Origin of the sequence: Oceaniglobus roseus (genome assembly GCF_002869745.1) — a bacterium.
Lineage (GTDB): Bacteria > Pseudomonadota > Alphaproteobacteria > Rhodobacterales > Rhodobacteraceae > Oceaniglobus > Oceaniglobus roseus.
This window is the reverse complement of record NZ_PNOS01000006.1, coordinates 103,969-124,376: the sequence shown is the minus strand read 5'-3', so window position 1 is coordinate 124,376 and position 20,408 is coordinate 103,969. Positions and strand designations below refer to the sequence as shown.

At 69.7% G+C, this 20,408-nt stretch carries 17 protein-coding genes; 11 read left to right on the top strand and 6 right to left on the bottom strand.

The window, feature by feature from the left end; all coding sequences use genetic code 11:
- Positions 1–90: 90 nt before the first annotated feature.
- The 9 genes from A7B20_RS05085 (at position 91) to A7B20_RS05045 (ending at position 10,572) form a co-directional block, all read left to right on the top strand.
- Complete coding sequence (locus tag A7B20_RS05085; RefSeq protein WP_102107470.1) at positions 91–441, top strand: ArsR/SmtB family transcription factor; 351 nt, start codon at positions 91–93, stop codon at positions 439–441.
- The gene (locus A7B20_RS05080; RefSeq protein WP_102107469.1) at positions 438–914 is read left to right on the top strand and encodes an SRPBCC family protein; all 477 of its coding nucleotides are present in this window, start codon (positions 438–440) and stop codon (positions 912–914) included. Before A7B20_RS05085 ends, A7B20_RS05080 begins: the two co-directional genes overlap by 4 nt.
- Before the next feature lie 129 nt (positions 915–1,043).
- The gene (xdhA, locus tag A7B20_RS05075) at positions 1,044–2,447 is read left to right on the top strand and encodes a xanthine dehydrogenase small subunit (protein WP_102107468.1); all 1,404 of its coding nucleotides are present in this window, start codon (positions 1,044–1,046) and stop codon (positions 2,445–2,447) included.
- Entirely contained in the window at positions 2,444–4,912 is a 2,469-nt protein-coding gene (gene xdhB, locus A7B20_RS05070) for a xanthine dehydrogenase molybdopterin binding subunit (protein ID WP_102107467.1), read from the top strand. The genes xdhA and xdhB overlap by 4 nt, the downstream gene beginning before the upstream one ends.
- Positions 4,909–5,703, top strand: coding sequence for a xanthine dehydrogenase accessory protein XdhC (xdhC, locus tag A7B20_RS05065; protein WP_102107466.1), 795 nt, complete (start codon positions 4,909–4,911; stop codon positions 5,701–5,703). Before xdhB ends, xdhC begins: the two co-directional genes overlap by 4 nt.
- Positions 5,700–7,229, top strand: coding sequence for an ABC transporter ATP-binding protein (locus A7B20_RS05060; protein WP_245866577.1), 1,530 nt, complete (start codon positions 5,700–5,702; stop codon positions 7,227–7,229). Before xdhC ends, A7B20_RS05060 begins: the two co-directional genes overlap by 4 nt.
- Positions 7,230–7,361: 132 nt before the next feature.
- Entirely contained in the window at positions 7,362–8,441 is a 1,080-nt protein-coding gene (locus A7B20_RS05055) for an ABC transporter permease (protein ID WP_102107465.1), read from the top strand.
- Between the two features lie 49 nt (positions 8,442–8,490).
- The gene (locus A7B20_RS05050; RefSeq protein ID WP_102107464.1) at positions 8,491–9,423 is read left to right on the top strand and encodes an ABC transporter permease; all 933 of its coding nucleotides are present in this window, start codon (positions 8,491–8,493) and stop codon (positions 9,421–9,423) included.
- 66 nt (positions 9,424–9,489) lie between these two features.
- Positions 9,490–10,572 carry a BMP family ABC transporter substrate-binding protein gene (locus tag A7B20_RS05045; RefSeq protein ID WP_102107463.1) on the top strand — a complete coding sequence of 361 codons (1,083 nt, stop codon included), beginning with the start codon at positions 9,490–9,492 and terminating at the stop codon, positions 10,570–10,572.
- An 85-nt stretch (positions 10,573–10,657) separates the two neighbouring features.
- Here the strand turns inward: A7B20_RS05045 and A7B20_RS05040 are convergent, their stop codons facing one another.
- From A7B20_RS05040 to A7B20_RS05015, 6 genes are read right to left on the bottom strand one after another with little or no spacing between them, the layout of a single operon-like run.
- A complete protein-coding gene (locus A7B20_RS05040; RefSeq protein ID WP_102107462.1) occupies positions 10,658–11,704 on the bottom strand; it encodes an ABC transporter ATP-binding protein in 1,047 nt (348 codons plus the stop codon).
- Positions 11,705–11,706: 2 nt separating this feature from the next.
- The gene (locus A7B20_RS05035; RefSeq protein ID WP_342747218.1) at positions 11,707–12,954 is read right to left on the bottom strand and encodes an MGH1-like glycoside hydrolase domain-containing protein; all 1,248 of its coding nucleotides are present in this window, start codon (positions 12,952–12,954) and stop codon (positions 11,707–11,709) included.
- A 2-nt stretch (positions 12,955–12,956) separates the two neighbouring features.
- Positions 12,957–14,159 carry a carbohydrate ABC transporter permease gene (locus A7B20_RS05030; RefSeq protein ID WP_102107460.1) on the bottom strand — a complete coding sequence of 401 codons (1,203 nt, stop codon included), beginning with the start codon at positions 14,157–14,159 and terminating at the stop codon, positions 12,957–12,959.
- Positions 14,156–15,388: a sugar ABC transporter permease gene (locus A7B20_RS05025; protein WP_102107459.1), complete on the bottom strand. Its 1,233-nt coding sequence runs from the start codon at positions 15,386–15,388 to the stop codon at positions 14,156–14,158. Before A7B20_RS05025 ends, A7B20_RS05030 begins: the two co-directional genes overlap by 4 nt.
- A 58-nt stretch (positions 15,389–15,446) precedes the next feature.
- Entirely contained in the window at positions 15,447–16,793 is a 1,347-nt protein-coding gene (locus tag A7B20_RS05020; protein WP_102107458.1) for an ABC transporter substrate-binding protein, read from the bottom strand.
- 26 nt (positions 16,794–16,819) lie between these two features.
- Complete coding sequence (locus tag A7B20_RS05015) at positions 16,820–17,869, bottom strand: LacI family DNA-binding transcriptional regulator (protein ID WP_102107457.1); 1,050 nt, start codon at positions 17,867–17,869, stop codon at positions 16,820–16,822.
- A 209-nt stretch (positions 17,870–18,078) separates the two neighbouring features.
- Between A7B20_RS05015 and A7B20_RS05010 the strand changes: the two genes are divergently transcribed.
- Together A7B20_RS05010 and A7B20_RS05005 are read left to right on the top strand one after the other, a co-directional pair.
- Positions 18,079–19,014 (top strand): SUMF1/EgtB/PvdO family nonheme iron enzyme, encoded by a 936-nt coding sequence (locus A7B20_RS05010; protein WP_102107456.1) that lies wholly within the window; start codon positions 18,079–18,081, stop codon positions 19,012–19,014.
- Between the two features lie 195 nt (positions 19,015–19,209).
- Positions 19,210–20,385 (top strand): mechanosensitive ion channel family protein, encoded by a 1,176-nt coding sequence (locus A7B20_RS05005; RefSeq protein ID WP_102107455.1) that lies wholly within the window; start codon positions 19,210–19,212, stop codon positions 20,383–20,385.
- The last annotated feature ends 23 nt before the right edge of the window (positions 20,386–20,408 follow it).

Below are 20,408 nucleotides of genomic sequence, written 5' to 3'. Positions count from 1 at the left end.
CGCGGGGGCGGCAACCGGAAGCAGAGAAATACCCAAGGGAGCGCCTGACCATTTTGTCGCCTCGGGCCCATGATCATGTTACTTAGGCACATGCCTAACCATGACCTCGATTCCCTCCTCGCCACCCTCGCCGATCCGACCCGCCGGGCGGTGATCGAGCGGCTGTCGCAGGGGCCCGCCGCGGTCAAGGAGCTGGCCGGACCCCACGGCATGTCCCTGCCCGCCTTCCTCCAGCACCTCGGCGTGCTGGAACGCGTCCGCCTGATCCGCACGGCCAAGGAGGGCCGCCAGCGGATCTGCCGGCTGGAACCCGCCGCCCTGGCCCCCCTTGCCGAATGGCTCGCCCGCCAGCGGGCGGTGTGGGAGGCGCGGGGCGACCGGCTGGCGGGGCTCGCCGAACGCATCGACCGTGAACGGACCCCCGATGGAGCGCAGGAATGACCGACACCACCCTCACCTTCACCCGCCACATCAAGGCCAGCCCGGCAACGGTCTGGCGCTGCTGGACCGAACCGGACCTGCTGCGCCAGTGGTTCGCGCCGAAGCCGGTCGAGACCACGGAGGCCGAGATCGACCCCCGCCCCGGCGGCATCTTCCGCACGGTGATGGTGGTGCCCGAGCACGGCACCATGGCGGGCGATCCCGGCTGCATCCTCGTCGCCGAACCGGCGACACGGCTGGTCTGGACCAACTGCCTCGGCCCCGATTTCGTGCCGAACGTCATCGGCACCGGGCCCATGGACTTCGGCTTCTCGGCCGAGATCCTGATGGAGCCCGAGAACGGCGGCTGCCGTTACACCGCCACGGTGCGCCACGCCACGAAGGAACATACCGAGGCCCATGCCGCCATGGGCTTTCACGACGGCTGGGGCACCGCCACGACGCAGCTCGAGACGCTCGCCCGCACACTCTGACGAACCGGCCCCTTGCGCGGCCCCGGAAATCGCGCTTTGCTGCGCGTGCACGGGCCGCGCACCCCGCTTTACGCCGCATCGGGCGGGGGCGCATGGGGCCCCTCGCAGAGAAGGCGGCGGATTTTCGAAATGCCACTCACGTTCCGCTTGAACGGAGAGACCGTGTCGCCGGGCGATGTTCCGGCGACGACCACCCTGCTCGACTGGCTGCGCGAGGCGAGGGGCCTGACCGGCACCAAGGAAGGCTGCAACGAGGGCGACTGCGGCGCCTGCACCGTCATGGTCAGCGACGACACCGGCCACCGCGCGCTGAACGCCTGCATCCTGTTCCTGCCCCAGCTCCAGGGCAAGGCCGTGACCACGGTCGAGGGCCTCTCCGGCCCGGACGGCGAGCTTCACCCCGTCCAGCAGGCGATGGTCGACCACCACGGCTCGCAATGCGGCTTCTGCACTCCGGGCTTCGCCGTCACCATGGCCACCGCCCATCTGAACGGTCGCACCGACCACGACATCCAGCTCGCCGGCAACCTCTGCCGCTGCACCGGCTACGCCCCGATCATCCGCGCGGCGAGGGCCGCCGAAGCGCAGCCGGTGCCGCAGTGGATGACTCCCTCCATCTTTGCTTCCCAAATATCCTCGGGGGACGCGCCGCAGGCGCGGGGGGCGGAAAGCCCCCTCGACGCTTACCGCCCCGCGACGGCGGACGAGCTGGCGCGCTGGTACGCCGACAACCCCGACACCACACTGATCGCGGGCGCCACGGACGTCGGCCTCTGGGTCACGAAGGGCCTGCGCGACCTCGGCAGGGTCTGCTACCTGAACGGCATCTCGGACCTTCAGGGCATCGACATCGGCGAGGACGAAATCCGCATCGGCGCGGGCGTCACCCTCACCGCCCTGCGTGAGGCCATCGCGCCCCACCATCCGGATTTCGCCGCGCTGCTCGACCGCTACGGCAGCGTCCAGGTCAGGAACGCCGCCACGATCGGCGGCAACATCGCCAACGGCTCGCCCATCGGCGACAGCCCCCCGGCGCTGATCGCCCTCGGCGCGACGCTGCACCTCCGGCACGGGAACGCGCGCCGGTCGATGCCGCTGGAAGACTTCTTCCTCGCCTACGGCAAGCAGGACCGGGCACCGGGCGAGTTCGTCGAGGCGGTGACGATCCCGCGGCAGCCGGACCGGCTGAGATGCTACAAGATCTCCAAGCGCTTCGACCAGGACATCAGCGCCGTCTGCGGCTGCTTCTCGATCCGCGTCGAGGACGGCACCGTGACCGGGGCGCGGATCGTCTTCGGCGGCATGGCGGGCGTGCCGAAGCGGGCGGCGGCGGTCGAGGCCGCGCTTGTGGGCCAGACGTGGAACCGTAAGACCGTCGAGGCGGCGGAGGGCGCCTGGGAGCAGGACTTCCGGCCGATGAGCGACATGCGCGCCTCGGCGGCCTACCGGCTCGACGCCGCGCGGGGGCTGCTGTCGCGCTACCTGCTGGAGGATCTCGGCACCCCCGTGCGGGTGCGGGAGGTCGCGCCATGAAGGACAGCGCCACCCCCGACGCCGTCGCGCGCCCCCTGCCCCACGACGCCGCGCGCCTGCACGTCACCGGCGCGGCACGCTATGTCGACGACATCCCCGTGCCCGCCAACTGCCTGCACCTGGCCTTCGGGCTGTCCGACACCGCCCATGGCCGGATCGCGGGCATGGACCTCGACGCAGTGCGGGCCGCGCCGGGGGTCGTCGCGGTCTTCACCGCCGACGACCTGCCCTTCGCCAACGACGTCTCGCCCTCGATCCACGACGAGCCGCTGCTGGCGGACGGCACCGTCCACTACGTCGGCCAGCCCGTCTTTGCCGTCGCCGCGACCTCGCACCTTGCGGCCCGCAAGGCGGTGCGGCTGGGGAAGTTGGAGATCGAGCCGCTTCCCGCGCTCCTGACCATCGACGATGCGCTGGCCGCGAACAGCCGGTTCGAGGATGCGCCGCGGGTCTGGGGCAAGGGCGACGCCGCCGCCGCCATCGCCGCCGCACCCCATGTGACCGAGGGCAGCATCGAGATCGGCGGGCAGGAACATTTCTACCTCGAAGGCCAGGCGGCGCTTGCCCTGCCGCAGGAGGGCGGGGACATGGTGATCCATTCCTCGACCCAGCACCCGACCGAGATCCAGCACAAGGTGGCCGAGGCCCTGGGCGTGCCGATGAACGCCGTGCGCTGCGAGGTGCGGCGCATGGGCGGCGGCTTCGGCGGCAAGGAGAGCCAGGGCAACGCGTTGGCCGTGATCTGCGCCGTGGCGGCTCGGGCGACGGGCCGGCCCTGCAAGATGCGGTACGACCGCGACGACGACATGGTGGTGACGGGCAAGCGGCACGACTTCCGCATCGCCTACCGCGTCGGCCACGACGCCGAGGGGCGGCTGCTGGGGATCGAGTTCGTGCAGTACGCCCGCTGCGGCTGGGCGCAGGACCTGTCGCTGCCGGTGGCGGACCGGGCGATGCTGCACGCCGACAATGCCTACAGCCTCGACAACGTCCGGATCGAATCGCACCGGCTGAAGACCAACACCCAGTCCGCCACCGCCTTCCGCGGCTTCGGCGGACCTCAGGGGATGGTCGGGATCGAGCGGGTGCTGGACCACGTCGCCCACGCCGTCGGTCGCGACCCGCTGGAGGTGCGGCGGCTGAACTTCTACGCCGACATGCCTGCGCTGCGCGCAGGCGGGGGGCTGTCTGCCCCCCCGCAGCCTGCGGCTGCTTCCCCCGAGGATATTTCCGAAGCAAAGATGGAGGACGGTCTCGACCTCGCCTCCCGCGGGGCGGCGGCCGAGATCCCGGCGGAGGGGCATCCCGAGGTTGCGGCGGGCGGCATCCAGACGACGCCCTACGGCATGGCGGTCGAGGATTGCATCGTCAACGCCCTGGTCGACCGGCTGGCCGAGAGCGCGGGCTATGCCGCGCGGCGGCAGGCGGTGGCCGACTGGAACGCGGCCAACCCGCTGCTGAAGCGGGGGCTGGCGCTGACCCCGGTGAAGTTCGGGATCTCCTTCACGCTGACCCACCTGAACCAGGCCGGGGCGCTGGTGCATGTCTACCAGGACGGCTCGATCCACATGAACCACGGCGGCACCGAGATGGGACAGGGGTTGTTCCAGAAGGTGGCGCAGGTGGCGGCGGCGCGGTTCGGGGTCGATGTCTCGGCGGTGAAGATCACGCCGACGGACACGGGCAAGGTGCCGAACACCTCGGCCACCGCCGCCTCCTCGGGGTCCGACCTGAACGGGATGGCCGTGCAGGCGGCCTGCGACACGATCCGCGGGCGGATGGCGGAGTTCGTGGCGGGGTTGCATCAGGCCGATCCCGCAACCGTCGTCTTCTCGGGCGGCGAGGTGCGGGTGGGCGGCGAGGTCTATGCCTTCGCGAAGGCGGCCGCGCTGTGCTATCAGAACCGGATCAGCCTGTCCTCCACCGGCTTCTATGCGACGCCCAAGGTCAGCTGGGACCGGATCGCGGGCAGGGGACGTCCGTTCTTCTACTTCGCCTACGGCGCGGCGGTGAGCGAGGTGGTGATCGACACCCTGACCGGCGAGAACCGGATCCTGCGCGCCGACCTGCTGCACGACTGCGGCGCCTCGCTGAACCCGGCGCTCGACATCGGACAGATCGAGGGAGGGTACGTCCAGGGCGCGGGCTGGTTGACGACCGAGGAGCTGGTCTGGGACGAGCGCGGGCGGCTCAGGACCCACGCGCCCTCGACCTACAAGATCCCGGCGGTGTCGGACCGGCCCGACATCTTCAACGTCGCGCTCTGGGACGGGGAGAACCGCGAGGCGACGGTCTATCGTTCGAAGGCGGTGGGGGAGCCGCCGCTGATGCTGGGGATCTCGGTGCTGATGGCGCTGTCCGATGCCGTTGCGGCCTGCGGCGGGCCGGATGCGCCGTATCCCGCGCTAGACGCACCTGCCACGCCGGAACGGGTGCTGGCGTCGGTGAAGCGGGTGCGCGGATGAACAGGCTCTGGGTCGAGATCGTCGGCACGCGCGGCTCGACGCCGCGCGATGCGGGTACGGCGATGGAGGTCACGGTCGAGACGACCCGCGGCACCATCGGCGGCGGAGCGCTGGAGCACCGGGCCATCGCACTGGCCCGCGACATTCTGGCGCGCGAGGGGCCGGAGGTGACGCGAACCTTTCCGCTGGGTCCCGACCTCGGCCAGTGCTGTGGCGGGGCGGTCACCCTGCGGTTCACCCGGGAGCCGCGGCGAACAGACGCCGACGATCTGCATGTCATGCGCGACTACATGTGTCAGACGGCGCGACTGCATCCGCGGCACCTGTGGCTCTGGGGGGCCGGCCACGTCGGACGTGCGGTGGTGCGCGAACTCCCGCCCCAGGCGTTCAAGGTGACTTGGGTCGACAGCGCACCAGATCGATTTCCGGACCGCGTTCCGCGGGGCGTGAAGGCCGTTCCCGCCGCCGACATGCCGGTCCTGGCGCGCAGATCCGAGGTGCACGCCGACCATCTCATCTTCACCTATTCCCACGACATCGACCTCGCGCTCTGTTCGGCGCTGCTGGAGCGAAAGGTGGAGTCCATCGGCCTGATCGGCTCTGCCACGAAATGGGCGCGGTTCCAAAGCCGCTTGCGCCAGCTCGGGCACTCCGATGCCGCGATTTCGCGCATCTGCTGCCCGATCGGGCGACCGGAGCTCGGGAAACACCCGCGGGCCATTGCCGTCGGGGTCATCGCCGCGCTACTCAGACAGCGACAAGGGGAAAACGCGGCGAGGGACAGCGCGTGAGCGAGGCGGAACCGCTGCTGCGGATCGAGGGGCTGACCAAGGCCTATCCGGGCGTCGTGGCCAACAGCGACGTGTCGTTTTCCGTCGGGCCGGGCCGGGTCCATGCGTTGCTGGGCGAGAACGGGGCCGGCAAGTCGACGCTGGTCAAGATGATCTACGGGCTGGTGCGTCCGGATGCGGGGCGGATGCAGCTGAACGGCGCGCCCTATGCGCCGCCGAACCCGAATGCCGCCCGCGCCTCGGGCGTGGCCATGGTGTTCCAGCACTTCTCGCTGTTCGACGCGCTCGACGTGGCCGAGAATGTGGCGCTTGGGATGGAGAACCCGCCGCCGCGCCGGGCGCTCGCGCAGCGGATCCGCGAGGTCTCGCAGGCCTACGGCCTGCCGCTGGACCCCGCCCGCACCGTCGGCGACCTCAGTGCGGGCGAGCGGCAGCGGGTCGAGATCGTGCGCTGCCTGCTCCAGTCGCCGAAGCTGCTGATCATGGACGAGCCGACCTCGGTGCTGACGCCGCAGGAGGTGGAGATCCTGTTCGCCACCCTGCGCCAGCTTGCCGCCGAGGGCACCGCGATCCTCTACATCTCCCACAAGCTCGAGGAGATCCGCAGCCTCTGCGACGGGGCGACGATCCTGCGGCTCGGCAAGGTGGTGGCGAACTGCACGCCCGCCGAGGTCTCGGCGCGGGAGCTGGCCGAGATGATGGTGGGCCAGACCCTGATCACCCCCACGCGGGCCGCGGCGGAGGGCGGAAAGGTGGTGCTGGAGGTCTCTGGTCTGTCGCTGCGCCCCGCCACGCCCTTCGGCACCAGCCTGAAGGACATCGGCTTCTCGGTGCGCGCGGGCGAGGTTCTGGGCATCGGCGGCGTCGCGGGCAACGGCCAGGACGAGCTGCTGGCAGTGCTGTCGGGCGAGGCGCCGGTGGCGGCGGGGGCGGTGCGGGTCGACGGCCGGGACGTCGGCGCGCTCGGCCCGGTCGAGCGGCGCAGGCTCGGGCTTCTCGCGGCGCCGGAAGAGCGGCTGGGCCATGCCGCCGCGCCGGACATGAGCCTGACGGAGAACGCCATGCTCACCGGGTCGGGACGCATGGGGCTGGAGACGAGGGGTTTTCTGGACTGGCGCAAGGCAAGGGTCTTCGCCGAGCGGATCATCGCGGAGTTCGACGTGCGCACGCCGGGCCCCTCCCACGCGGCGCGCTCGCTGTCGGGGGGGAACCTGCAGAAGTTCGTGATCGGCCGCGAGATCCTGCAGGAGCCGCGGGTGCTGGTGGTGAACCAGCCAACCTGGGGCGTCGACGCCAGCGCCGCCGCGTCCATCCGCCAGGCCCTGCTTGACCTTGCGGCGCGGGGTGCGGCGATCGTCGTGATCAGCCAGGACCTGGACGAGCTGATGGAGATTTCCGACCGCTTCTGCGCCCTGAACGAGGGGCGTCTGTCGCCGCCGCGCCCCGCGAAGGGGCTGAGCGTCGAGGAGATCGGGCTGATGCTGGGCGGCGCCCACGACCTGGAGGCGGCGCATGGGACGGCGTGAAGAATTCAATTCCTCGGGCCGGGATACCTGGAAGGCGAGGATGGAGCCGGAGTGCGCCACCCCCCCATCTTTGCTTCATAAATATCCCCGCCGGAGGCAAAAAGTCTCTTCGGGCGCGACGGGAGCCGTTCATTGATCCGGCTGGAGAAGCGCCCCGAGCCCTCGCGAGGATGGACGGCGCTGACGCCGGTTCTGGCGGTGGTCCTGACGATGATCGCAGGCGGTGCCCTGTTCGCGCTTCTGGGCAAGGATCCGTTCGTCGCGATGAAGACGATCTTCTGGGATCCGATCCTCGGCGAATACGCCTTCTACTACCGCGGCCAGCTTCTGGTGAAGGCGGCGCCGCTGGTGCTGATCGCGGTGGGGCTATCGCTGGGGTTCCGCGCGGGGGTCTGGAACATCGGGGCCGAAGGCCAGTACATCGTCGGCGCACTCTGCGGCGGGGCGGTGGGGCTGGCCTTCTACCCGGCGGAGGGGTGGTACATCTTCCCCTTGATGGTGGTCGCCGGGGCGCTTGGCGGATGGCTCTGGGCGATGATCCCGGGAATCCTGAAGACGCGGTTCAACACCAACGAGATCCTCGTCTCGCTGCTGCTGGTCTACGTGGCCGAGCAGCTGCTGGCGGCGAGCGCCCTGAGGTGGCTGAAGAATCCCGAAGGCCAGGGGTTTCCCGGATCGCGCAACCTGGCGCAGTATCCCGCGGCCTCGAACCCCGAGCTGATCGCGGGGACGGGGATGCACTGGGGGGTGGTGGCGGCGATGATCGCGGTGATCTTCGCCTATGTGCTGCTGAACCGGCACATGACCGGGTTCCACATCCGGCTGGCCGGGCAGGCGCCCCGGGCGGCACGGTTTTCCGGGGTGTCGCCGTCGCGGCTGGTGCTGTTCTGCTTCTCGGTCTCCGGCGCCCTTGCCGGGCTCGCGGGACTGTTCGAGCTGACCGGGCCCGCGGGGCAGATCTCCATCGACTTCAACGTCGGATACGGGTTCACGGCGATCATCGTCGCCTTCCTCGGGCGGCTGCACCCGGTGGGGATCCTGCTGGCCGGCCTCCTGATGGCGCTGACCTACATCGGCGGCGAGGCGGCGCAGTCGACGCTTGGCCTGCCCGCCGCGGCGATCCAGGCGTTCCAGGGGATGCTGCTGTTCTTCCTGCTGGCGGTCGACGTGCTGATCAATTTCCGCGTTCGGTTCGGGAGGGCGATGGCGTGAGGACCCCGGTCGAAGTCATGCATCCGCACCGCCCACGGGGGGATCGGCAATGGATCTGAGCGTCATCTCCCCCGCCGTCCTGCTTGCCTCGCTGATGGTCGCGGCGACGCCGATCCTGCTGGCGGCGATCGGCGAACTGGTCTGCGAGAAGTCGGGCGTGCTGAACCTCGGGGTCGAGGGGATGATGATCACCGGCGCGATCTGCGGCTTCGCCATGGCGGTCGAGACCGGCTCTCCGCTGGTTGGCTTCCTCGGCGCGGCGGCGGGGGGGGCGCTGCTGGCGCTGCTCTTCGGGGTGCTGACGCAGCTTCTGCTGGCGAACCAGGTGGCGAGCGGGCTGGCGCTGACGCTGTTCGGCATCGGCATCTCGGCCCTGATCGGCCAGGGCTATCGCGGCGTGAAGCCGCCGCCGACAACGCGGCTGGATCTCGGGCCGCTGTCGGAGATCCCGTTCCTCGGGCGGCTCCTGTTCTCGCACGACTGGGTGGTCTACTTCGGCCTCGCGCTGACCCTCGGCGTCTGGCTCTTCCTGCGCTACAGCCGCGCCGGGCTGGTGCTGCGGGCGGTGGGCGAAAGCCACGACGCGGCCCATGCGCTGGGGTACAAGGTGGTGGCGATCCGCTTTGCCGCCATCGCCTTCGGCGGCGCCTGCGCGGGGCTTGGCGGGGCGTATCTCAGCCTCGTGAGGGTGCCGCAGTGGACCGACGGGATGACCGCGGGGGCGGGGTGGATCGCGCTGGCCATCGTCGTCTTCGGCAGCTGGCGGCCCGGGCGGATCCTGCTCGGGGCCTATCTTTTCGGCGGGATGACCGTGCTCCAGCTGAACCTGCAGGCGGCGCAGCTGCCGGTCCCGGTCGAGGTCTTGTCGATGTCGCCCTTTGTGTTAACCATCGTCGTGCTCGTCATCATGTCGGCGGGACGCGGCCGCGCCTCCACCGCCGCACCGGCCATGCTGGGGCGCGTTTTCCACGCGTCCTCGTGAGGAAACTTGACAGTTCGTTCATCAAGACCCCGGTATGAAGCCGGGGCGTTCAACAGGGGAAGAACCATGCAACGCAGAACACTTCTGGGCACCGCGGCCGCGGCAGCCGTACTCGCCGGCGCCAATCTGGCCGTCGCCCAGGACGGGCCGCTGAAGGTCGGCTTCATCTTCGTCGGGCCGATCGGCGACGGCGGCTGGACGTATGAGCACAACCAGGCGCGCCTCGCGGTCGAGGAGGAGTTCGGCGACAAGGTCGAGACGGTGTACCAGGAAAGCGTGCCCGAGGGCGCGGATGCCGAGCGGGCGATGACGCAGATGGCGCTGTCGGGCGCGAAGCTGATCTTCACCACCTCCTTCGGCTACATGGACCCGACGATCAACGTCGCGGCCAAGTTCCCGGACGTGAAGTTCGAACACGCCACCGGCTTCAAGCGGACCGACAACGTGGGCACCTATTCCGCCCGCTTCTACGAGGGGCGCGCGATCCAGGGCCACATCGCGGGCAAGCTGACCAAGACGAACAAGATCGGCTATATCGGGTCCTACCCGATCCCCGAGGTGATCCGCGGCATCAACTCGGCCTACATCCACGCCAAGAAGGCGAACCCGGATGTCGAGTTCAACGTGGTCTGGGCCTATACCTGGTTCGACCCTGCGAAGGAGGCCGACGCCGCCACCGCGCTGATCGAGCAGGGCAACGACGTGATCCTGCAGCACACCGATTCCACCGCGCCCCAGGCGGCGGCGGAGAAGGCCGGAAACGTCTATACCTTCGGGCAGGCCTCGGACATGGCGGAATTCGCGCCGATGCCGCGGGTCAGCTCGATCATCGACAACTGGGCGCCCTACTATATCGAGCGGGTCCGCGCAGTGATGGACGGCACCTGGCAAAGCGACGACACCTGGGACGGGATCGGCGCGGGCATGGTGAAGATCGGCGAGATCTCCTCGGCCGTGCCGGAAGAGGTGAAGGCCGAGGCGCTGGCGCTGAAGGACAAGATCGCGAGCGGAGAGTATCACCCGTTCACCGGGCCCCTGAAGAAGCAGGACGGGTCGGACTGGCTGGCCGAGGGCGAGACGGCGGACGACGGCACGCTGCTGGGCATGAATTTCTACGTCGAGGGTCTGACGGGCGACATCCCGAACTGAGGGCCTGTTCCGTGACAGGCGAAGGGCGCGCTCCTGCGAGGGGCGCGCCCTTTTTCGTTCGGGAGATGCGGGGTGACGCGCGGGCCTAGCGGATGGCAAGGCCGTCCTTGTCGAAGAAGTGGAAATCGCCCCTTGGCGCGATGCCGATGCGGTCGCCGGGTTTGCGGCCTTCGGTGTCGGCGGTGCGCACGGTGATGCGGCCGGCCTTTTCGGTCTCGACCAGCAGGAAGCTGTCGGCGCCGAGGTATTCGACCACTTCGACCGTGCCGCCGACAAGGCCTTCTCCGGGGGCCGCGGTCGCCAGGTGTTCGGGGCGGATCCCGAGCTTGACCGCCGGGCGGCTGCCCGGGAAGTCGAGCGACGCGCCGCCCGCCACCGTGGCCCGCCCGCCTTCGGTGGTGCAGGGCAGGATGTTCATGGCGGGGGAGCCGATGAACTCGGCCACGAACAGGTTGGCGGGGCGTTCGTAAAGCTCGCGCGGGGTGCCGGCCTGGGCGATGGTGCCGTATTCCAGCACCACGATCCGGTCGGCCAGCGTCATCGCCTCGACCTGGTCGTGGGTGACGTAGATCATCGTGCGCCCCAGCGACTGGTGCAGCTTGGCGATCTCGTAGCGCATTTCGACCCGGAGAGCGGCGTCGAGGTTCGACAGGGGTTCGTCGAAGAGGAACGCCGTGGGGTCGCGGACGATCGAGCGGCCGATGGCGACGCGCTGCCGCTGCCCGCCCGAAAGCGCCTTGGGCCGACGGTCGAGGTAGTCGTTCAGCTTCAGCACCCGCGCGGCCTCGTCCACCTTGGCGTCGATCTCGGACTTCGGGGCGCCCGCGGTCTTCAGCGAGAAGCCCATGTTGTCGCGCACGGACATGTGCGGGTAGAGGGCGTAGGACTGGAACACCATCGACAGACCGCGTTTCGAGGGCGGGTCCGAGGTCACGTCGCGGCCGTCGATGACGAGGGCGCCGCGGCTGATCTCCTCCAGCCCGCCGATCATCCGGAGCAGCGTGGACTTGCCGCAGCCGGAGGGGCCGACGAAGACGACGAACTCGCCGTCGCGGATGTCGAGGTCGATGCCCTTGATGACCTGGAGGTCGCCGAACCATTTCTCGATGCCGTTCAGTGCGATGGCGCCCATGGTCAGTCCCTCCCGTTCGCCCCGTTCGCCCAGGCCAGCCAGATGGCGGCGGTCCAGGTGAAGTTGTCGCCGCCGCAGGCGGTGCCGTCCTGCGGATCGAAGTACTCGAAGAAGCCGCCCTGGCGGATCAGGGCCGCGGTTTCGGCGCGCAGGCGCGTCTCCTCGGCGTGGCGCCCGGCGGAACGAAGGCCGATGGCGATCAGCGCGTTGACCACGGGCCAGGTGGGGCCGCGCCAGTAGCGCCGCGCGTTGAAGCTGGGGGCGGCGGGGTCGTTCGAGGGGATGCCGTAGGCGACCCGGTCCCACATGGCCGCCAGTTTCGTCTCCATGGCCGCGTTCTCGACCCCCGCGAGGAGGCCGAGGGCGGCGCCGGAGGACAGGCTCTCGGCGAAGGTGCCGGTCTTCATGTCGCGGGCGCAGTAGGCTTGCAGGTGGTCGTTCCAGATCGAGGGCAGCGCGGCTTCGAGTTCGGCCGCCATGGCCTCGGGCTCGGCCGGGTCCTCGCCCAGGGTGCGGGCGAGGGCGGCGAGGTCGCGGTTGGCGCGCATCAGGATGAAGTGGATCGCCGGGTCTGCCATGAGGAAGGGGCCGTCGTTCAGGATCGTGTCCTGGTCCCAGCCGCAGGCGCGGCCGAACTGGACGATGGCGAGGTAGCGGTCGTAATCCTCTTTCCCCGGGCGCATGGAGGGGTCGACGTGGCCGGTGTCGCGCCGCTGGTAGGGGCCGACGTTCGAGCCGTCGACGTTGGCCATGCCGGGATCCCAGTCGGGGCAGTTGTCGCGGCCCGATTCCCAGGGGTGGGTGATGCAGGCGGTGCCGTTCACGGTGCGCGCGCGCTGCCACCAGCGGTGCCAGGCCAGCATCTTCGGGTAGAGCGCCCGCAGGCGGTCGGTGCCGCCCGCGCTGTCGTGGATCAGGCGGGCGAGGATCGCGGCGACGGGGGGCTGCGAGATGCCGGAGGAGGGCGGCGTGGTGCCGGTGCCCCAGACGCCGGGACCGGGGAAATAGCCCTCGTCGTCGCGGTGGAAGATGATGTGGGGCACCATGCCGGTGTCCCATTGGGCGGAGAACAGGGTTTCAAGCTCGGTCCAGGCACGGGAGGGGTCGAAGGTGGCGAAGCCCCAGGCGGCGAAGGCGGAATCCCAGTTCCACTGGAACGGATAGAGCCCGCTGGTGGGGATCGTGTAGGTCCCGCGGTCGTTGCGGCGCAGGATATCGCGGGCGATGGAATCGAGGTCGTCTGTCTGCATGGTCATCCCTTGACGGACCCGGCGGTGAGGCCGCGGGTCATGAAGCGTTCGAGTCCGAGGAACAGCACCATGATCGGCACCGTCGCGATGACCGCGCCCGCCATCAGGTGCTGGCGCGGGATCTCGGACGAGTTGAGCGAGGCGATGCCCCGGGTGAGGGTGAATTTCGACGGATCGTCGAGCAGCATGAAGGCCAGCAGGAACTCGTTCCAGGCGATCATGAAGACGTAGAGCGAAACCGAGGCGAGGGCCGGAAGCGACAGCGGCAGCGTGATCTTCCAGATCACCTGCAGGCGCGAGAGGCCGTCCATCAGCCCCGCCTCCTCCACCTCCGCCGGAAGGCCGCGGAAGTAGCCCTGGAGCATGTAGAGCGCGACGGGGATGGTGGTGACCGGGTAGATCAGCACGATCCCGAGGATCGAGTTCCGAAGGCCCAGCATCGAGTAGCCGATGTAGATCGGCAGGGCGAGGACGATCATCGGCACCATGTAGATCAGCAGGATCGAGCGCGAGAACACCGCCGCACCCCGGAACCTCAGCCGCGCCACGGCATAGGCGCCGGGGATGGAGAAGGCGAGGGTCAGAAGGACCGTCAGGACCGATATGTAGAAGCTGGTCCAGAGGTAGGAGCCGAAGTTGAAGCGGGTCAGAAGCTCGACATAGCTGTCGAACAGGTGCCAGCCCTGGGAGAGGTCGAGGCTGAAGTCGAGCGGGTTCTGCACCAGCTGCTGCTGGTTCTTCAGGCTGGTCATCACCATCACGTAGAAGGGGATGAAGACGATGGCCGTGAAGAAGACGTAGCCGAAGCCGGTGAGGAAGCGGATCACCGCATCCTCGAACTCGTGCCGGGTGAGGGCGCCGGTGCCAAGGCCCCTCAGCATTCCGCCGAGGCCGAGCGCGATGGCGGCGGCGAGGGCGAGGACGGCGACGGCCTGGGCGACGGTTCCCGCGCCCTGGGAGAGCACGGGTCCGATGCCCACCGGCCCGAGCGCCGCCACGACGAGCGACGCCGCGGCCAGCGGCAGGCGGCCGTAAAGCGCCGCGATCCCGGCAAGCGCGCCGAGGACCAGCGAGACGAGCCCTGCGGGACGGAAGGCGTCGCCGGTGACGAAGGACATGGCGACGGCCACGGTGACGGCGGCGGTCAGGGTCCAGAGGGCGCCGATCAGCGCGGCGGTGATGTGGCCGTGGTAGAGGCGTTTCACAGGCCTTCCTCCCGGCTGATGACCTTGAAGAAGAAGACCGAAAACAGCAGCAGGCAGGCGAAGATCACCACCGCCACGGCGGCCCCCGCGCCGATGTTGGAGACGGCGAAGGCCTGTTCGTAGACGTTGACGGTCAGCGTGCGGGTGCCCGCGTTGCCGCCGGTCAGCAGGAAGATGTCGTCGAACTTGTTGAAGGTCCAGATGAAGCGCAGCAGGAACAGCACCGACAGGATGCCCAGAAGCTGCGGCAGCGAGAGGTACCAGAACTTCTGGAACGGGCTGGCGCCGTCCATGTCGGCGGCCTCGTACATGTCCTCGGGGATCGACTGCATCCGGGCGAGAATGAACAGGAAGGACAGCGGGAAGTAGCGCCAGATCTCGAACACCGTGACCATGACGAGGGCGAGGGGGCGGTCGCCGAAGAAGTTGATGGCGTTCCGGGTGACGCCCATCTGGAGGAGCAGCGCGTTGGCCGAGCCCGAGAAGGGATCGAACAGGATGATCCAGGTGAAGGCGACGGCGATCACCGGGGCGACGTAGGGAAACAGGTAGAGTCCGCGCAGGATGCCCTGGCCGCGGAACGACCGATCCAGCAGGAGCGCGGCGAAGAGGCCGACGAGCAGCGCGCCGAGGGTGCCGAAGACGGTGTAGAACAGGGTCACGCCGAGGACGCCCCAGAACTCGGAGCCGTCGAAGATGCGGGTGAAGTTTTCCAGTGTGAAGTCGAGGTTCGTCAGGATGTTCGGGGCGTCGCCGGTCAGGCGCGGCGGGCTCGACTCGGCCAGGTCGCCGAGCGGGCCGGTATCGCCCTCGGCGGTGACGAACAGCTCGATCTCGTCGCGCCCGCCGGCGTCGAGGTCGCCGAGGTCGCAGAAGATGTCGGCGCCGTCGACGGTACAGCGGTCGTCGGCGTCGCGCAGGGTCAGGCCCTCGGGGAGGGTGTCGGAGAGGGTGACGCCGGTGATGGCGATGTCCTGGGAGGAATTGCGCAGGCGGTATTGCAGGCGCAGGTCCTCGCCGTCGCCGCGCAGGTTCTCGCGCACCACGGGGGCGGGCGGGCGCAGGTCGGCGAGGCCGATGGGCTTGAACGAGATCCAGAAGATCGCGATCAGCGGCAGGATCACCACCGCCGAGACGATGGCGATGGTGGGCAGCAGGAGCCCCCAGGCGAGGCGCGCCTCGCGGGCGGCCAGCGGGCCGCGGCCCCTTGGCGGCACGGCGTGTGTCATGGTGCCTCCTCCCTTCGGTCTTCCCGGGCGCGGGGACGAACCCCGCGCCCTGCCCCGCTCACTCGATGGCGGCCAGTTCGTCGTTCATCCGCTTGACGGCCGCGGCGGCGTCGATCTCGCCGTCGAGGTAAGCGCGGACGGTGCGGTTGATGACCTGGCTGTTGACGATCTTGGAGGCGAGCGCGAGCTGGCCGTCCTTGATCCCCCAGCGTTGCGCCGTGTCGAGACCGCCGACGATCTCGTCGATCATCGCCGGGTCGTAGAGGTCGGAGAGCGCCGCCTTGCGGTCGACGCCGACCGGCAGCTTCGACCAGGCCTCGACATATTCCTCGGGGTTGTCGGCGGTGCCGCGGCGGACCGGGAACTTGCCCTCGGGGGCGATGGCGAGGGTCTGGGTGTAGCCGTCGCTCAGCGAGTATTCGACGAACTGCTGCGCCTCGTCGATGTCGGCGTCGGCGGTGATGCCGAAGTACCGGATGTCGGCCCAGGCAGCGCCGTCGGGGTTCGAGGGCCCCGAGAAGCTGGTGACGACGCCGGTCTTCGAGGCAAGCTCGGGCGAGGTGGGATCGTCGTTGATCGTGGGCGGCGAGCTGTCGCGCAGGCCCGCGAGTTCATCGAGGATGAAGGGCGACCAGATGATCATCGCCGCGTTGCCCGAGAAATAGAGCGTGCGCGACTGGTCCCAGTAGAGCTCGCCCGGGGGCGAGGCCTCGGCGATGGTCTTGTAGAATTCGAGGACTTCGGTCGTCTTCTTCTCGTCGAAGCCGGTGAAGCCGTCGGGGCCGACCGGGCTGGCGCCGTTGGCGAGGAAAACGTGCTCCAGCACCTGGGACATGAAGTTCTCGTCGACCTTTGTGGCGGCGACGAAGCCGAACATCTCGGGCGGGTTGTGCAGCGCTTCGACCGCGGCGGTGACGTTGGCGTAGGAGTTGGGCGGCTCCAGCCCCTTCTCGTCGAACAGGTCCTTGCGGTAGACGATCATCTGCGTCCAGCCGTCCACCGGGACCGCGGCCCAGCCCTCGTCGGTCTTGGCGAAGGAGAGGGCGCCCTGGGCGAAGGTGTCGGGGCCGAGGTTCTCGATCACTTCCGTGGCGGCGTCGGCGTCGAGGATGCCGGCCTCGACCCAGGGCAGGGCGTACTGGAGCGTGTGGTAGATCACGTCCGGCAGGTCGCCCGCGGCGAAGGCGGCGGTGGCGCGGGTGCCGAGATCGCTTTCCGTGACCGGGATGACCTCCACCGCGATGCCGGTCTTGTCCTTGAAATCGGCGGCAAGCTGCTGCTGGCGCTCCAGCCGCTCGGGCTGTTCCTCGGTGGTCCAGAAGCGGATGTCGGCCATGGCCGGGGCCGCGAGGACGGTGAGGGCCGTTCCGGCCAGTGCCATGCGGATCAGTTTCGAATGTCTCATGTGAGCCTCCCTTGGTTTTTCCGGTGTCAGGCGGGCGGACCGTCGGTGCCGCCCGGGCGCAGGACGGCATCCGCCGTCTCGCGCAGGGTTTCGGGATCGGCGCCGCCGATGCGCGCGATCAGGAGTTCGGCCAGCCGCGCCCCCGCGGCGGTCTGGTCCACGGCGTAGCTGGTCAGCGGCGGGTCGAGCAGCTGGCCCTCGCGGGTGCCGTCGTAGCCGATGACCGAGAGATCGCGGCCGATGGAAAGGCCGCGGGCGCGGGCGGCGCGGATCGCGCCGATGGCCAGCAGGTCGGTCGCGCAGATCAGCGCGGTGGGGGGCCTGGACAGCTCCAGCATCCGGCCGGCCGCCGCCGCGCCATCCTCTGCCGTCATGCCGCCGCGGTGGATCAGGGCGGGGTCTTCCGACAGGCCCACGTCGGCGAGACCGGCGAGATAGCCGTCGCGCCGCTTCCTGGCATAGGTGAAGGCATCGTCGGCGCCGACGAAGCCGATGCGGCGGTGGCCGAAGCCGTGGAGGCGCGCCACCGCGTCCTCCATCGCCGCGCCGCCGCGGATGTCGAACCAGGCGCAGCCCTCGGCATCGCCGGTGCGGCCGAACAGCACGAACGGGCAGCCTTCGTCGCGCAGCAGCGCCACGCGCGGGTCGTGCCACTGGCTGCGGGGCAGGATGAAGCCGTCGGCCTTCCGCTCGCGGATCAGGCGGCGGTAGGTGTCGAGCCCCTCCTCCTCGCTTTCCGCCGTGGCCATGGTCAGCGTCCAGCTGCGGGCCGAGGCGGCCTGGGTGATGCCGCGCAGGAACTCGGCAAGGAAGGGCCGCTGCGAATCGTGCTGCTCCATCTGGAGGACGAGGCCCAGCGCCTTCACCTGCCCGGTGCGGATCGCCTGGGCGTGGGAGAGCGGCGCATAGCCCAGGGCTTCGGCGGCTTCGGAAATGCGCTGACGGGTGGCCGGGCTGATGTCGGTATAGCCGTTCAGCGCCCGCGACACGGTGCCCTTGGACAGGCCCAGCGACCTGGCCAGGTCCTGGATCGTCGGTCGGCGCGTGGCCGCGGATATCGGGCGGTTCGGCTTCATCGGCGTGATATTGCGCTTACGAAACCGGTTTCGTCAACCCGTTTCGATCGTTTTGCAGCGCCGCGCGACCGTTGCCGGGCAGGAGGTCTGCGGCCCCGAGGCAGAGCGCGGCGTTGCCGAAGGGGCGCGTCTTGCCTATCGAGAGTGTCGCCGGAACCCCGGAGTGCGTCACCGGGCCGAGGGTGCAGTGGCCGGATCGGAAAGGTGCGATGGACGAGACGGATCGGACTGGCTGCTGCGCGCCCGCGCGGAACGGCGGGGGCGCTCCGCCCCCCCTGCCCCAACGGGGTCGCGCGGAGCTTGCCACCGTCGCAATTCCGGCAGCCGCGCGCCCGGTCCTCGGCACCGCGGTTCCGCGGATCGCCGACGATGGCGAGGGGCTGCGCCGTGCCGCTGCGCTGCGCGCCTTCCGGATCACACCGGGCGCGATCACCAACGCCGACTTCGCGGCCTTCGTCGCGGAGTCCGGATACGTCACCGAGGCAGAACGCTTCGGCTGGTCCTTCGTCTTCTGGTCGGACGTGCCCGAGCACATTCCCGTCTCGCAGGGCGTCGCCGGGATCGAGTGGTGGCGCCGGATCGACGGCGCGACCTGGCGCGACATCAACGGCCCCGGCACCGCCGAAACGGCGTGGCATCCCGACCATCCCGTGGTGCAGGTGTCCTGGAACGACGCGGCCGCCTTCGCCGCCTGGGCGGGCGGGCGCCTTCCCGGCGAGACCGAGTGGGAGCATGCCGCGCGCGGCGGCCTCGGCGACGTGCCCTATCCCTGGGGCACGGCAGAGCCCGACGACACCGCCACCCTGCCCTGCAACATCTGGCAGGGACGGTTTCCGCAGGTCAACACGGCCGCCGACGGCTATCGCGCCACGGCCCCGGCCCTGTCCTTCGCGCCGAACGGGTACGGCCTGTTCAACTGCGTGGGCAACGTCTGGGAATGGACGGCGGACGCCTACCGGATCCGGTCGCTGAAGACCGCGGTGAAGGCGCGGCTGCGGGCGATGGCGGGATACCGCGTCGCCAAGGGCGGCTCGTTCCTGTGCCACCGCAGCTATTGCTGGCGCTACCGGATCGCCGCCCGCTCCGGCAACTCGCCGGACAGCGCGACCCCGCACATGGGGTTCCGGGTGGTTTTCGACGTGTGACGCCCCGGCGAAGCTTGCGTCCGCGCACCGGGGCAGGCGGCCCCTGCCCTGCCGGATCGTCCGCCATCGGGCGGAAAGCTGCACAAGGCTGCGGCAGAGGGCCGGAACCCGTCGGCCGATCCGGGAGCAGGGGGTTCCATCTCCGGCCGCATTCCCTAGTTTTGCTGCACGGCAGCAAAAAGAGGGGAAGACCCCATGGACTCGATCTATTCCGTCGAAGACACGGTGGATGCCGTGGAAAAGCACGTCGAGACCACCGTCGGCTGGCTCTCGGGCTATGTGCCCGAGGTGCTCTGGCCCTGGGTGATCATCACCCTCGGCGTCATGCTGGCCGTGTCCCTGCACGGACTGATCTGGCGCGGCGTCACCCGGGCGCTGCGCGGCCATTCCGGGCTGTGGGTGTCGGTGGTGCGCCGCCTGCGCCGCCCGTCGCGGCTGTTCCTGCTGGTCGGCGTGTTCAACGTGCTGGTCAACACCGCCGGGCTGGACTTCAACTGGCGGGCCTGGCTGTCGCAAGGATCGGCCGCGATCCTGCTGGTGATCGCGGGCTGGGTGGTGATCGTCGGCATCGACACCGCCGCCGACCGCTTTGCCGCGAAGCTGAGGCTCGACGACGAGGACGACAACGTGGCCGCCCGGGCGCAGGCCACGCAGATCCGCATGCTGCAGCGGATCGGCCGGATCCTGGTCGGGCTGCTGACCGCCGGTCTGGTGCTCTGGACCTTCGAGCCGGTGAGGCAGTTCGGCGTCTCGCTCTTCGCCTCGGCCGGGGCGGCGGGCCTGATCCTCGGGTTCGCGGCGCGCCCGGTGCTGGCGAACCTGATCGCGGGCATCCAGATCGCGATCACCCAGCCGATCCGCATCGACGATGTGGTGATCGTCGAGAACGAATGGGGCTGGGTCGAGGAGATCGCGGCGACCTACGTCGTCATCCGCATCTGGGACCTTCGGCGGCTCGTCGTGCCGCTGTCCTTCTTCATCGAGCAGCCGTTCCAGAACTGGACGCGGGATTCGGGCACCATCATCGGCTCGGTCACGTTCCACCTGGACTACACCGCCCCGATCAAGGCGATCCGCGAGAAGCTGGAGGAGACGGTGCGCGCTTCCCGCCGCTGGGATGGCAAGGTGGTGAACCTGCAGGTGATCGAGACCTCGCGCGATACGGTCGAGGTGCGCGGCCTGATGAGCGCGAAGAACTCGCCCACCGCGTGGGAGCTGCGCTGCGAGGTGCGCGAGGCGGTTCTGGAATGGCTCCAGTCCGAGCATCCGGGCGCCCTGCCGAAGGTCCGGACCGAGTTGCGCGTCGCGGACGAGGAGAGCGCGGGCAGCGTCACCCAGCTGCGCCGGACGCCCGAGCAGCGGCGGGCCTGACGACGTCGCCCGCGGGCGGGGCG